General features: G+C 48.1%; 13 protein-coding genes. 7 read left to right on the top strand and 6 right to left on the bottom strand.

Going from position 1 to position 14,019, the window contains the following annotated elements:
• From C7B65_RS25785 to C7B65_RS25775, 3 genes are all read left to right on the top strand, one after another.
• A partial coding sequence (locus C7B65_RS25785) for a tetratricopeptide repeat protein (protein WP_219898744.1) occupies positions 1 to 967 on the top strand: 967 nt, incomplete at its 5' end.
• A gap of 426 nt (positions 968 to 1,393) precedes the next feature.
• A complete protein-coding gene (locus C7B65_RS25780) occupies positions 1,394 to 1,624 on the top strand; it encodes a hypothetical protein (protein WP_073074793.1) in 231 nt (76 codons plus the stop codon).
• Positions 1,624 to 2,043 carry a type II toxin-antitoxin system VapC family toxin gene (locus C7B65_RS25775; RefSeq protein ID WP_073074794.1) on the top strand — a complete coding sequence of 140 codons (420 nt, stop codon included), beginning with the start codon at positions 1,624 to 1,626 and terminating at the stop codon, positions 2,041 to 2,043. The genes C7B65_RS25780 and C7B65_RS25775 overlap by 1 nt, the downstream gene beginning before the upstream one ends.
• Positions 2,044 to 2,092: 49 nt before the next feature.
• Here C7B65_RS25775 and C7B65_RS25770 read toward each other — a convergent pair whose 3' ends face one another.
• Genes C7B65_RS25770 through C7B65_RS25755 form a run of 3 tightly spaced genes read right to left on the bottom strand, consistent with a single transcriptional unit; the run spans position 2,093 to position 4,469 of the window.
• On the bottom strand, positions 2,093 to 3,022 hold the full coding sequence (locus C7B65_RS25770) for a DUF6753 family protein (RefSeq protein WP_073074795.1): 930 nt from the start codon (positions 3,020 to 3,022) through the stop codon (positions 2,093 to 2,095).
• Entirely contained in the window at positions 3,009 to 3,839 is an 831-nt protein-coding gene (locus tag C7B65_RS25760) for a nucleotide-binding protein (protein ID WP_073074796.1), read from the bottom strand. Before C7B65_RS25760 ends, C7B65_RS25770 begins: the two co-directional genes overlap by 14 nt.
• Before the next feature lie 6 nt (positions 3,840 to 3,845).
• Positions 3,846 to 4,469 carry a hypothetical protein gene (locus tag C7B65_RS25755; RefSeq protein WP_073074797.1) on the bottom strand — a complete coding sequence of 208 codons (624 nt, stop codon included), beginning with the start codon at positions 4,467 to 4,469 and terminating at the stop codon, positions 3,846 to 3,848.
• Between the two features lie 440 nt (positions 4,470 to 4,909).
• On the opposite strand from C7B65_RS25755, the gene C7B65_RS25750 reads away from it, so the two are divergent.
• Entirely contained in the window at positions 4,910 to 5,305 is a 396-nt protein-coding gene (locus C7B65_RS25750; RefSeq protein WP_073074798.1) for a plasmid mobilization protein, read from the top strand.
• Positions 5,302 to 6,708 (top strand): relaxase/mobilization nuclease domain-containing protein, encoded by a 1,407-nt coding sequence (locus tag C7B65_RS25745; protein ID WP_073074799.1) that lies wholly within the window; start codon positions 5,302 to 5,304, stop codon positions 6,706 to 6,708. The genes C7B65_RS25750 and C7B65_RS25745 overlap by 4 nt, the downstream gene beginning before the upstream one ends.
• Positions 6,709 to 6,937: 229 nt before the next feature.
• Here C7B65_RS25745 and C7B65_RS25740 read toward each other — a convergent pair whose 3' ends face one another.
• The 3 genes from C7B65_RS25740 to C7B65_RS25730 form a co-directional block, all read right to left on the bottom strand.
• On the bottom strand, positions 6,938 to 7,561 hold the full coding sequence (locus C7B65_RS25740) for a Uma2 family endonuclease (RefSeq protein WP_073074800.1): 624 nt from the start codon (positions 7,559 to 7,561) through the stop codon (positions 6,938 to 6,940).
• Positions 7,562 to 7,589: 28 nt separating this feature from the next.
• Positions 7,590 to 7,949: a hypothetical protein gene (locus C7B65_RS25735; RefSeq protein WP_073074801.1), complete on the bottom strand. Its 360-nt coding sequence runs from the start codon at positions 7,947 to 7,949 to the stop codon at positions 7,590 to 7,592.
• Between the two features lie 188 nt (positions 7,950 to 8,137).
• Entirely contained in the window at positions 8,138 to 11,305 is a 3,168-nt protein-coding gene (locus C7B65_RS25730; RefSeq protein WP_073074802.1) for a plasmid replication protein, CyRepA1 family, read from the bottom strand.
• 502 nt (positions 11,306 to 11,807) lie between these two features.
• Between C7B65_RS25730 and C7B65_RS25725 the strand changes: the two genes are divergently transcribed.
• Complete coding sequence (locus C7B65_RS25725; RefSeq protein WP_073074803.1) at positions 11,808 to 12,869, top strand: IS4 family transposase; 1,062 nt, start codon at positions 11,808 to 11,810, stop codon at positions 12,867 to 12,869.
• A gap of 142 nt (positions 12,870 to 13,011) precedes the next feature.
• Positions 13,012 to 13,703, top strand: a protein-coding gene (locus C7B65_RS25720) for an IS1 family transposase (RefSeq protein WP_223257486.1) whose coding sequence is annotated in 2 segments (ribosomal slippage) — positions 13,012 to 13,342 and positions 13,342 to 13,703 — 693 coding nt in all. Because the reading frame shifts where the segments join, the coding sequence is not laid out codon by codon here.
• Positions 13,704 to 14,019 lie beyond the last annotated feature (316 nt).

Below are 14,019 nucleotides of genomic sequence, written 5' to 3'. Positions count from 1 at the left end.
CACGACTCATTTCTGCGGACTACAAAACTATTCTAGATTCACCACATTCTTCTTCTCCTGTCAATGCGTAAGTCCTAAAGCAATCAAACTAAATCCTGTTGCCACTAAAGCTTATTCTTGGCGTGCAACAGCTTATATAATGAGTTTCGGTGCTGGAGGAAGCAAAGATAATCTTAACCTTGCTCTTAATGATTATACTGAAGTCATTCGGCTGGATAAGAACAGTTTCCAAGCTTATGTGGATCGTTCCATGCTTTATAGTGTTCAAGGCGAGAGCGATCTCGCACTTAATGACCTTAACAAGGTAATCCAAATCTGGGAGGATAATCAGAAATTCTCGTCGCAATCGACTACGCCCAAAAAAATCACATTTGCCAACATTTTAAACTCTGAAAATAATAAGACAATTATTGATGCTTATCATTTGCGCGGAAGAATCTATGCTATACACAACAATTATGATAGTGCCGTTGCAGATCTTACTAAAGCCATTGAACTTTATCAAAACAAAGAACGTGTAGATCTACTATCTCAATTCCCTCTTGCAAATAATGGAATTGCTCCTTCATTCGCTAGCCCTTATTATACTCGTGGAGTTATTTACAGTGCTCGAAAGGAATTTGATCGAGCAATTTCAGACTTTACCGAAGCCCTCAAGCTTCGACAAACTCTCAAACTTCCACCGGACGAAAATATGTATCTCATTTATTTCAGTCGTGGGTCTGCTTATGGCTCCAAAGGTAGCAATGATCAAGCGATCTCTGATCTCACCCAAGCCATCAACTTAGCCCCAACTATTAACCCAAAGCTGGATTTAACTTCAGCCTACTTTGTGCGAGGAGCCGCTTACTTCAACAAGGGTGATAGAAGCAATGCGATTACTGACTTGAAGCAAGCCAAATTATCGAATGACCCAGGAATGCGTAAAGGTGCTGAAGATCTACTTCAAAAATTGGAAAGGAATTAATCCGTGTACTGATACGAAGATCGATAAATGCAGAGGTACAGCATCGTATTTTGGTGATCTCGGTGAGGTCAGCTAACAACGCAGTGGAGCGGACAGTAGAGAGTCTTCGTGCTTCTCTCTAGTCTTCTCGCCACCGCTCACTTTAGCCGTTAGCTCGACCAGCGAGAAGCTAGGTGTCCGAAAGCTTCGCCTCCTCGCCCGCGATCGAGGTATCACCGGATCTGCCCGAATGAATAAGGCTGAACTATTGACTCTTCTCGTCTAATATCGCTTCCCATGAGTTCCTGGAGATTCGCTTCATCCAACCTTCAGGAACTCAAAACCTACGTTGTTGCAATCTGGATATCAAAGCATCGAACACGAGTTTTACCAACCGTCGCCCATTGCCTACAATGAACTAGAACGCCCTCGAATTTTGAAACCTCCATGAATCTACAAGAAATTCGTGAACAAGCTCTACAGCTATCACCCGATGAACAGCGATCGCTCATCGACACGCTTACCAAAGCCCTCCAACCTCTGAACTCCCAACCCAAAGAACCTCAGAAAAGAAATCTCTCTCGCCTCAAAGGAATTGCCAAACGCGCAGGCTCCACCCTCAGCGACGATGCCATCACGCAAGATTACACCGACTACCTGACGCAAAAATATTCGTAATGCAAATCTTGATTGACACAAATGTAGTCCTCGACTTTCTATTAGACCGTGAGCCATTTATCAAAGATGCGGAAATATTATTTCAGAGAATTGATGCAAATCAGATTGATGGATTCATTGCAGCAACGACCCTCACAAACGTTTACTACATCGTCAGAAAAGCTGAGGGATTCAAAGTAGCTCAAGAAACAATTGCTCAGATTCTAGCAGACCTTCAAATTTGCCCCGTTGATCGCCAGATTCTAGAATACTCAGTTGCACTCAATTTCCGAGACTTTGAGGACGCAGTGCAATACGCCTGTGCGATCGCTCAAAACGTTGACGCGATCGTCACCCGTGATTCAAAAGATTTTGTTAACTCAACCATCCCAGTTTTGTCTCCCCGCCAGCTACTCGACCAACTTGCCTCAAGCTCATAGCTCTCTATGCAATCTGTTGAAATTAGGGTTATAAGAAAAACATAGAACCCTAATTTTTCTTGAAATCATCGAATTTACGTTCCTCTGGCGGCACTACCCAAAGAGTGCAGTACCCAAACGTAGAAGGCTTGCCCTGGACTTTGAGCGTTACGCCTAAGCGATCGACATCTTTGGTGCAATCCAAGCCAGTCAACAGTCCATCATTCCACTGGATTAAATTCCGAGCTAATCTCCCTTGATCGGTCTTTGACCAGCGCAGCGTTTCAGCTTCTTCCAAGGTCAGTTGTCGCGGTGCGCCGGGAGCAAGTTCGGGCTGAGTTAGTTGAGTGCTTGCCCAACCGAGTCCTGCACCGATCGTGACCATAGCTATACCAAAAGCAGAGATCGGAAGTGCAGCCAGACTCAGTAACTCATCTTTCCACGTCGTGAAGTCGATCGTCTTGGAAAGTCGAGCCGTGGTCTTTAAAGACTTCAGTAGACTGGGATTTCCCGTCTCTTTTAGCAGAGCTTCGACGCTTTGAGTGAGTCTCTGCTGAAGGGATTGGATATTCTGAAGAGTCTGGTTCAAACTCTCCTGAAAGGTCGAAAATTGCTCGATCGAGAGACTCTGGTTCTCCGACTCTAGGAGTGTCGGAGTCAGTGAGGGTTCCCAACTCTGTAAGGTATCGTTCAGTTCGGTCGTTACTTGCTCGAAGTTGATGAGTTGCTGCTGCAACTGACTCAACAACCGACTGCCTTTCTCGTAAGATTGCGCTGATCGCTGCACTTCCTGCGAGTTCAAAACGATCACCTTGAATAGCTCCTGAGTTGATTCCAGAAGCACTCGGTTCGTGTTTATCCATGTGTCTAACTTGTCGCTAATCTTGCGCGACTCTTCGACGGTTGAAATCTTTGCTTCGTCAGCAGTCTGCCACAACTTCCCAACCGCTTTCTGAAGTTCCGCAATTTCTGTCAGGAGCTTGTCATTACTTGCTACCACTGGTTACCACCTCTGCCGATGGCTCTTCTACTTTCGGGTCTGCTGCTTTCTTCTTGCTGGTTGATTTTATGGTTTTTGGGGGAGTTGATTCAAGTTCAGAGGGAGGTAGCCCTAAGTACTGACTCGCTTTCTGCAATTCTGGCAGGCTCAGATTCAGGAAACTGTTCGCTAGAATGCGATCGCCAAAAGGAAGCTGCTCTTTCTCAAAAAAAGACAACGCTTCTTCATGCATAACATCAAACGTGCTGAGTTCGAGCAATGGCAAGTCGATCTCAATGCCGCCTAATTCAAGAAATCGCTTGTGTTCTTCAGATTTTTCCCAACGGCTGAAGTTCAAACCTTCCTGCGCCCACATCAAGCTTCTCACTGCAACGTAATCCGCCTGATCGCCGCAAAACTCCATCATGATGCGGAGGCTATTAATCGTGTTGTAACAGTTGTTGAGAACCGTATCGAAGGTGATGCGGTAGCCGAGATCCTTAGCTAGGTCAAACGCGCCAAATTTCTGCAACTGCTCTCTGGTTGCTTTTCCAGAGGCTCCAGGCATGTCAATCAGCACTACCGTGGGCTTGTGTTGGTCGATGTCGCTAAAGAGTGTTTTCGCCTCAACAGACTTGAGAAAGTTGAGGCGCTTCACTTTGTGCTGACATTCGGTGTGATAGTCCTCAAACTCCGGGTTCTCAACATCAGCATCGTAGGCAAGACAGTTAATGCCTGCTTGTATCAGGTAGTAATACAACTGCCGACAGTGCAGCGTTTTCCCAGTTCCGCCCTTGCCTCCCAAAATAAAGATAATGCGATTGAGAGTGGAAGTCATAAACAATTAGCTCCTACGCTTTTTAGGTCTAGTTTGGATAGTGTTGAATTCTGGCTCAACCCACCTTTCATTTGTGAGCGGCTCAGATGAGGCTATGAGGGCATTAGCAGCAGGTGAAGCAGCTTCTTCGCTGTCATTAGGAATCTCTGCCTGTTGAAGGTCAAACTGAGATGAGTCTGATTCAACGCTTGAATCTAGCTGGCAATCAGGGGTAATGACCGAGGGGCTTGATGATTCTGGTTCTGACGTTGAGCCGCTATTGTCTAGTGTTGTCTCGATCGAGCGCTGCGCGATCGCAGGTGAATCTGTGCCTCTAGAGCGCCGATTTTGCTGACGAGCCGATTTTTTGCGAGACTTAGTTTCTTCTGCAAAATAGTTGTGCAGTGTTTTTGGACTCACATCGAGTCCAATCATCTCCTTCAAAAAGTCGGCAATTTCATCGAATGAGTAACCCTTCTCAAACCTCAGCTTCGCCAACGTTCCGTACATTGCAGACACAGTTTCCCGCGTTGTAAGTTCACGTTTTTGTGTCGGAGTTTTCTGAGGAAGGGCTTCCAGTTTTGAAATTGCATCAACAACCAACTCAGCCTGCACTTTGGCAGCGCTATTGGGTGGTATCAAGTTGCTCATACAGGCAAATCTGCTCATGACCCCAAGGAGGTCATTTAGATCAACACGTTAGGAAACTTCTAGAGCTTTCCTTGACCGCAATTGTACTATCATCTTTCAGGCATTGGGAAGAGCTTTAACTAGCTTTACAAATTTTTTGCGTGGATGGCAGCCGTTCGGAGAGTTTGGAAGTTGTTCCGAAGGTATTTCCTGGGGGTGCTATAAATGATTCATCCGAGGAATGATGCGATAAGTCCCACCTAACATCTATTTCTGCCCTCCTCTAAGCGCCTACCGGAGTATTCATTCCTGAAACAGATTTAGCATTCAGCGAGGCATTTCTACAAGAGTTCCTGAAGGCACTCCCACGGGCTGGTTTCCGGGATGTGCCTTAACGAGAATTCTCTCTTGTGTGCCTGATTTTGCCCTTAGCGAGCCATGCCCTTTGTCCGTACAAAACCATGTCTCTAGAAGTCAAAACTGAGCGATTTGAACTACGCCTCACACCGGAGGAGAAAAAGCGACTGGCAGCTAAAGCAGCCCAGTTTGAGCTTTCGGTGAGTGCATATGTTCGGTGTGTCATTGGGTTTTCTGAACTGCCTCATGAAATCACTGAGATTGCTGAAGAAACCTACTTCAGGTTGGGTGAGGTGCATAGCAATCTCAATCGTGTTGGCTCTAACCTCAATCAAATCGCTGCTGCTATTGGTTCACAGTTGGCCCATCAATCGTCAGATCAACCAATCATTCAGACCCTAAATACGCTCCATCTGGCAGTAGACGAACTGAAGGAAACGATTAGTCAGTTGCGATCGCAAATCGACGAAACACCTCAACCAAAACAACGTAAGCGATGATCGGTAAACAGGTTAAAGGAAGAGACTTTTTAGGATGTCTTGCCTACGTTTTAGAAAAGCCAGGGGCAAAACTCATCGGCGGCAATATGGAGGGCACAACACCTCAAGCGTTGGCGATCGAGTTTGAACAGGTTCGCCAACGCAGCTTGCGGGTTCAGCGCCCGGTCTATCACTGCGCTTTGAGCTTAAGTCCGGGTGAACATTTGCCCGATGAAGCTTGGCGAGAGATAGCAGATCGATACTTGAAAGCAATGGGCTTTCAGCGAAACCAGTACGTGCTGGCGCGGCACACTGATACAGAGCACCACGAGCATGTTCACATCGTTGCAAACCGGGTTCAGCGTAGCGGTCAAGTTGTAACAGATTCATGGGATTTCCGGCGCAGTGAAGCTGTTTTGCGTCGGCTAGAAAGCGAGCATGCATTGGTTACAGTAACTCCAAGCTGGGAGAGCGATTGTGCCCAACCCACTCGTCGAGAGATTGAAAAAGGTAAAACAACTGGGAAATTTTCTGTTCGGCAACAACTTCAGCATCTGATTGATCTCACGTTGAGTCAGGATCGCTCGATCGAGACGATTACCGATTTGAGCGATCGGCTGAAGCAGATGGGAGTTTCTACTCGCCTGAACTGCTTGGTGGACGGTCAACCCAGGGGTATTTCGTTTGAATTTAATGGCATTGCGATCGCGGGTGCAAAACTGGGAAGAGCCTATAGCCTGCCTCGACTCCAGCAGCGATTAGCCGGAGGCGTGCCATCTGTGATTGAGCAAGCGCCGCCCTCAGCAACGCAGCAGATCCGCCGACTACTCAATCAGACGATTCAGCACGTTTCTTCTATTCCGCAACTCGTTGAGCACTTGCAGACATCTGGAGTACCTGTGCAGCTTCATCAATCTCATAGAGGGCAACAGTTGTTGATCGAAGTCGAGGGCAAAACTATCAATAGTTCAAGGCTGGGCAAGCTCTACTGCCTACAAACTTTAAAGAGTCGATTGGAGCATCAGGCGAGGTCTTTACCTGTTTCGATGCGGCAAACGACTGAAACATTATCAACGCCGAAAGCTTTAGCTAAATCTGGGCACTTGAACGCGGCTCGCGAGAAACAGGTTTATCAGCATCTCTATGAAACACTGGCACAAAGAGTACGTAAGCGTAGCAAGTACCAGCAATCTACTCGTGAGGTGGATCTAGAAATCGCCCAATTTCTCCTCCATAGCGGCTCTGACACTAATGTAAAAGCTCTGGTTCACAGTCCTCAAGTTCAGCAGATTAGCCAAAACTCTGGACGTGAGCAGGCAGAAGCCTATGTGCAAGAACTCTTAAAGCTGGCGACTCAAAACACAAATGGAAGGAATAGTCAGCGTGCGAATCCGCTCAACCATGACCTGGATCGATCGCGATAGATGGCAACGATCAGGTTTTCCGTATGGTTTAATTTTCAAGCATACGGAAATAGTCTCCTCTCATACAGATCGGAAAAGCTAAAATATCTCGGCTAAAGTTATTTCTGCTACAATCGCTCCTGCTCACCCTTGCGCTTCGCGCCACTTTTATTCTTTAGATTTCACGATTGCACCACTCTCCAAGCTCAATTCAGAAAAACGAGATCGCCTTCTGCTTAAAATTCCCTAATCAACGACTCATCTCAAAGATCTGTTCAGCCGTCAAGGAAGTATTCGGAAACAGCCTAGAGTCAATCCGATCCTGTCCGCGAAATACTTTGCCTGGTAAGTATTCGCCATCTTCAAGTTGATAGATCATGATCGTCGGCTGTTTCGGAGATCCAATAAACCGAATCCCACCAAACGCCGCATAGTCCACAATGATGTACTCCAAAACGCCCAACTCTTCATATTCAGCAAGTTTTGTGAGATAGTCATCCTTCCAGTTATTGCTGACCACCTCGATCGCTCCAGGCGGTGGAACGTATGCCGCCGCAGAGCTAGAGCTACTCTTCATTCGCTGCCACTCGTCTTTGTCAAATATGACGATATCTGCTTTTCGGCTTTTTTCCTTTTCTCCTGGCTCTGTTTTGAGCCGAATCTGCTTAGACTGACGAGACACGTAAGGCAGGTCATTGTCTTGGCAGTGGCTTTCCAGGTAGGCACACAGCCGCTCAGTCAAGTCCTCATGATTCGCATTTGGTTCTGATAATGGCACGGGAACCCCATCAATTAGCTCAAACTCCCTGCCCGACCCATCGTCCCAGGCTAAAAACTCTTCAAACGTCAGAAGCTTTGTAACGGGTGCGTACATCGCCTTCGCTCCATTGCTGACAGGTACTTTACTCCATGCTATCAAGACGCACTGCTTTATCAATGCATTCTTGCCTATTTTCTTGTCGTTGAATCAATTCCCCAAGCATCGTCGCTTGCTGATTGATCTCGTTGAGCGCTTCTCGCCGAGCGATCGCAGCTTGCCACTCTCGATGACGAACATTGCCCGGTCGCCCCAACGACGGACTGCTAATTTTACCGTTCTTTTTCTCCATCACCAACCGAATGTAGGTATAAGTCTTAAAGTTTTTAGTTTCGTGAGATTCCGCAAGCCAGCACTTTGCTGGAGCAACTCGACCCCTCGATCGAACTGCGTCTTCTAGCTGCTGAAGCCGGAGTCGCTCTGCTTGTAAATGATCACTAATCATGGTTTTATGTGTGGTCTGTACTTCTACCATACGGAAAATTTTCTGTATGGTCAACTCTCAAACCATACGGAAAACTTTTTTGAGTTCTCTTTTGAGCAATGGTCTACCCGTCTCTCTTCATATCAAAATTCAAAGAACTCCTTACCTCTGTATGAGGTAAGACAAGGCTATCCTATGAGCAGAGAGGGCTACGCAGCTTCCGCCACCGTAGCCGAGTTAGATAAGCTTAGATCTATACCGTCAGTGACTACCGATAGTAAATCCCGTTCTAGCCAAGCCTCAAAAACAGCGCCTCTGCCATCATCTAGTCCAATCACTCGATAAATTCGCTCCTGCTTATTTCGCGGTCCATCCTTGCGAATTAACTCAAGCCGTAGCCCTAACTTGCTCGTTAAAATTTGCCTCAGCACGGTGATCGGAGAGGATTTGGCGTTGACTGTGATGCCTAAAACCGCTTTAGTTTTCCAGGGGACATCTTTGAGCGCTTGGGCAAACGCAACAAGCTTAGGGTTAGAATTACGAAGTTCTATCCCAGATAAAAACTCTACTAGCCCTAATTTTTCTAAGACGACAACTTGATGACACAGCAAGGATGAATTCAAATCTGGTGTCCAAATCGCTCCTTCTCCCGCTTCGAGGGCTTTTTTAACGATCTGAGTATCCCGCTGAATCAGGTGATCCCGCCCGATCGACAGGTAATAGTGCAACCGAACTTGCGGATGCCATCCTCGATCGTCTTTCCCGACTAAATCTGGCGTTACGTCAATTCGATATCGTTGCTGAAGCTTGTATTTCCGGGCTTTGCGGCGCTCTGAGGGCACCTTTGACCGTTGGGCTTCGAGCTTGCTTGCCTCTAAATCGGTGATTTCTTCCGCTGCTGCGATCGCAGCACATTCTGCCTGCTGGTTCGATTCAGAGATGTTAGTGAGTTGGATTTTGAGTTTCTTCCGCGTCTTGGCGCTGATGCACTGAGTGGTGGGAATGATGGTGTGCCCTTCGGCTTTGAGTCCCGCTAAAACGGTCGTTCGATAGTGCAGCATTCCGGCGTTGATTCGGGCACCCATCTTGGCCCAAGTTCGTTGAGCGATCGGATCAACGGTGATGTCAATGTCTTCCTGGTCGAATGCCAGCAACGTTTTCAGCGTTGTCCGAACGACTTTAGTTTGACTTTTCAAAAGCGACTGGTGATGCGTGGCACCACTCCCAATTTTGCCAATGCCGTAAGAAGCAATCCAGACATACCGATCCACAGGATCACGCAGTCGTGATAAGGATTGCCGCACTGCGTCCGCCGAGGACACGCCCTGAAAACAGCCCCAGACGCTGGTGAAGTGCCCTTTGATATCTATACTGACCCCCGTTTCGATCGAGGGGGAAGCGATCACCACGTCATACTGCGTCAGAATTTCATTGAGCTTAGAAATGCATCCGTACGCCTCATGAGATGGATCGCTGATGGATTCTGAGTCGATCCGCAGGATGCGTTTTTCGGGGAAACGACAATGGATTTCTTGCTCTAGCCAGGTTTCGAGATTTTGCGTTCCCCACTTAGACGTGCGTTTTTGCCCACTCACTTGAATAAAGGGACGGTTGCCAAGCGCAATATGTTTTTTCAGTCCCATTAGCCAAGTCGTAGGCTCAGACTGGTTGTAGTGAAAGACATTCCAGCCTTTTTCTGGCATCCAATCGTTCCGAATAATCCAGGGTTCAAGCTGATCGCTCACTTCGGCTAATCCCAGAATGAAATCGATCGATAAGTCAGATAGGTCTGCGTCTGCCAGCACGATTCGCCCATGCCCATAGGGTGTCAGTGCATTCTGTATGAGTTGCTTTAACTGCTTAAGGACGACGACTCGATGCTGACGAACCTCGGTGTCCGCCGACAAGGTATGCCAAATCACCTGTTCAGCCTCATCCACAATGATCAGCGGATTCTTCCAGTGATTCGCGTTAAATCGCGCACCAGACTTGGGGTGCAGGGAATCAACGCACAGTCCGTATCCCAGCAGATGCCCGGTTTCTGAATCTCGTAACTCTGTCATGTAATCTAACCCAAAGCGGGCGCACAGAGCCTGCCCTAGTTGAATTCGGTGGGTTAAGACTAAAGTGGGTTGCCCCTGCTGAATGGCTTCTGCGACCCACTTTGTAATGATCTTCGTTTTTCCGGTGCCTTTGGGTGCTTTGAGCGCAACGACACGAGCTGACTGCGGTGCTTTCAACTCTAGCTCGCCCAAGTCTTGGACGTTGACCACACAAGCCGATTTATAGGTCAGTTGGCTGTAATTCAGGATTTCCCACTCTTCCAAAATGGGAGCCGCTGTGTAGATTTCGTCAAAGGCTTGCCGCCCAAGCTCTGTGACGGGAAGAAAACTTGTCCAGAATGCGATCGTGGTGGCTAGTAAGCTCCAAACCGCTTGAAATTGTTGAATGAGAAGCGGAAAATTGAAAGAATTGCGCGACGCTGACGTGACTAGTGACGCTTCTGAAGGCATCTGGATCAGGGCTGTAGCTGTTTTGTGGAGAGCCTCAAGCGTTTGTCGCCCACGCGCGACGACGAAATCATCGACCCCTTTCTCTGGTTCTGGTAAAGCGATGACCCGCACGGTGCAGCCAGCTTGCTCTAGCATTCTACCGAGTCGAGTTGTGGCAAGCTGGACGTGACGACGGGTTTTGATTTTTTGGTCGTAGTCAAAGCAGATATAGACGGGGCGACCAGGAGCACAAAGAACCTGAAGATCCTTAATGAGTCTACGATCGAAGGTTTCTAGCTCCTGCTTATTTTTTCGATATCCGTTGAAAACTCCAGGTAGTGCCACAACTAGGTATCCCAGCGTCATGAGACAGCCAGCTTTTTTAGCGCCCTCCACGATGATGATAAATACAGAGGAGTCGAGCAGCGCGTCGAGCCACTGCCGGGGTCGGCGAGGATCATGCAGCGCGATCACCCGCGTATCGGTCTTGGGAGGAGCTTCGTACTTGATGGGCTTCCCATCTTCGTCAAGGTAGGGGGTATCTGGCTTGAACTGTCCCCATAGCGATCGATTGGCATCCGCGTCATGTGCTTGAAACTGGCTGCGTCGAACCAGATCGTTCAGCCCAATCAAATCTTCGCCAGCACACCACCAACCGCCCATTTCAACATGACGGTAGCGGCGCAGCACCCAATCCACCACGCGACCGTCGTTGCGTCGCGCCAGTTGATCTGAATAAAGCAAATAGCTGTAAGGGGAATCATCCTCCAACGACACAACGTTTGCTTCGATAATTTCTCGGCAAACACCACTCTCCATCCACTCCTGGTAATGCTTTGGAGCGACTGGAGACAAAACTTTTAACTCTTCAAGAAACTGCGACATCGGGATCTCACGTATAAACGTGCAACCGGAATGCAGCGCAGGACGGCTACCATGCCACAAAGTTACCAATACGATTGGTTAGGGATTGAATTTTGACTCAATCCCGCTTAGAATGTGCATAGAAAAGCGCATCCTCGCAACATCTGTTGCTGGGTTTTCGGGGAGCGTGTCCTCGCAACATCTGTTGCTGGACTGTTGAGGGAGGCAATCAACAACTCAGTCGTCGCCAAACAACTTGGTTGATTGTTCTCCGCACTATTTCGACAGGTTAATACAGGGTAAAAGCTCCTCAACGGTGAGGGGCTTTTCAGTTTTTACAAATCTTTACCTCCTAATTTATCCCCAAGACTCGCTGCGAAGGGGAAGTACCTTTATATCTTTCGCGATCCTACCACTAGTGGTGAAAAATCGGTACTGCTAATCCTAAGTACAGGACAAAAAGTTGCCAAAGGAGAGGAGGAAAGGGTTTCATGCAAATAGTGAGTTCACAATATGAAACCCTATGCATCAGATTACTCAATTGCGACAAACATTGCAGCCTCTACTTGGCTGGCATGGAGCACGAGTCGCCTTTCTGTCCTTATTTCTAGTTGCCCTGTTCCAGGTCAAGACGGTGAACCTGGCAGAGGTGGCAACCGGGTTTGCGGGACGAGCGAAAGCCGCCTCGAATTACAAGCGCATCCAACGATTTCTGCGGTCGTTTGAGGTTGACTATGACCAGATTGCCCAACTGGTGGTGAGACTGGTCGGGATTCCGAAGCCGTGGGTGTTGAGTGTAGACCGAACCACGTGGGAGTTTGGGTCAGTGACGATCAATATTCTGATGTTAGGCGTGGGACATCAAGGGGTCGCGTTTCCCTTGTTTTGGCATCTCTTAGATAAGCGAGGCAACTCCAACACGCAAGAGCGCTTCGACCAGTTGGTCGAGTTTCTGTGCGTCTTTGCGCCTGAAGACATTGCCTATCTCACGGCAGACCGGGAGTTTGTCGGTGCCCAGTGGTTTGCCTTGCTGATGGCAGAGCCTGTGACTCGATTTCGCATCCGCATTCGGGAGTCGGAGTTACTGTTTGATGGGCAGAAATTCCTCAAAACCGCGATTGTCTTTCAAGACTTGCAGCCTCAGCAGTCCAAGGTGCTGACACGGAAACGACGGCTTTGGGGACACTGGCTTTACTTGGCAGGATTGCGACTCGATGACGGTTCGTTGCTGGTGGTTGCTACGAATCATGCCCCCTCTACTGCAATCGCCGACTATGCCCATCGCTGGGGCATTGAAACCTGGTTTGGCTGCTTGAAAACTCGTGGCTTTTGCCTCGAAGCCACCCACCTCAAAGACCCAGACCGACTCAAGAAGCTCATCGCCCTGTTAACCTTGGCATTCTGCTGGGCACATCAAGTCGGAGAGTGGATGGTTGAGCAGCGTCCCATCAAAATCAAAAAGCATGGACGCAAAGCTAGGAGCATTTTCCGCATGGGGCTAGATCATCTCCGCCAGATTTTACTCAACCTCGAGACTCGTCAAGCGCAGTTTGTCCAAGTTCTAAAACTTTTGTCCTGTACTTAGCTGCTAATCACATCTATCACCCGATCGCAAACGAGTAGAGGAAAATGATCAGCAAATGCAGGTGGCGACAAACCGCGTGAGAAACTGGATTGCTAATGAAATGGGCGTTGCATAATGGAGGGATGAATTAAGGTCAAGCATCATGCAATGTCCTGAGGGTCACTCGACTCACATCCGTAAGAATGGCAAGCGTAGAGGCAAACAAAATCACATTTGCGTCGATTGCTGTCGTCAATTCCTAGATCGCTACGACCCTTCTCCAGGTTACTCGGATGAGGTCAAGCGAGAGTGTTTGAAAATGTCGGTCAACGGCATGGGATTTCGAGCAATTGAACGGGTCAAGGGCGTGCACCACACCACTATACTCTCCTGGCTGAAGCAAGTTGGAGAACGCCTACCCGATGCTTATGCACCCGATACCGTTCCCGAAGTTGGGGAACTGGATGAACTGGAAACCTTTGTCGGCTCGAAAAAAACAAAATCTGGATTTGGACAGCGGTTGACCACTTCCAGCAAGGGATTTTAGGATGGGTTGTGGGAGACCACAGCAGTAAAACCTTTGAACCCTTGTGGGCAGTGGTGGCGACTTGGCAGTGCTACTTCTACGTCACGGATGGTTGGTCGGTGTATCCCGGTTTTATCCCAGACGGAGACCAGATTATTAGCAAGACCTATATGACACGGGTTGAAGGGGAAAATACACGATTGCGACATTATCTGGCAAGATTGCATCGCAAGACGTTGTGCTACTCCAAGTCAGAAGAAATGCTGAAACACGCGATTCGATTGCTACTACACTATCTCAAATTCTGGGATGTGCCTGTTCCTACCTAATTCATCCCGCCATTCAGCAACGCCATGAAATGATAGTCCCCTGGCTGTAGTGTAAAGGCTGATTTCACCATGTGATCCTGACACTTGTTCTAGATGAGTGACTGCTGAGTTTGAAGCAGCAAGGGCAAAGTATTCATCAATAGTGGCTCTATTCACTATTTGCGTCATTCAACCTGTAACTATTTCTTTCCAAGACGTGTTTGACATGCGTGCTAGGGACTGGCTGTTCCTATTACAATCTTGAGTGTTGTGATGTCGAGGGAGAAAAATCGAAGTCCTTCTATGGCGGGATGAACAGGAGTGAGGAATGCGGGAA

Origin of the sequence: Phormidesmis priestleyi ULC007 (assembly GCF_003003695.1) — a bacterium.
Lineage (GTDB): Bacteria > Cyanobacteriota > Cyanobacteriia > Leptolyngbyales > Leptolyngbyaceae > Phormidesmis_A > Phormidesmis_A priestleyi_A.
This window is presented reverse-complemented; position numbering and strand designations above follow the sequence as displayed.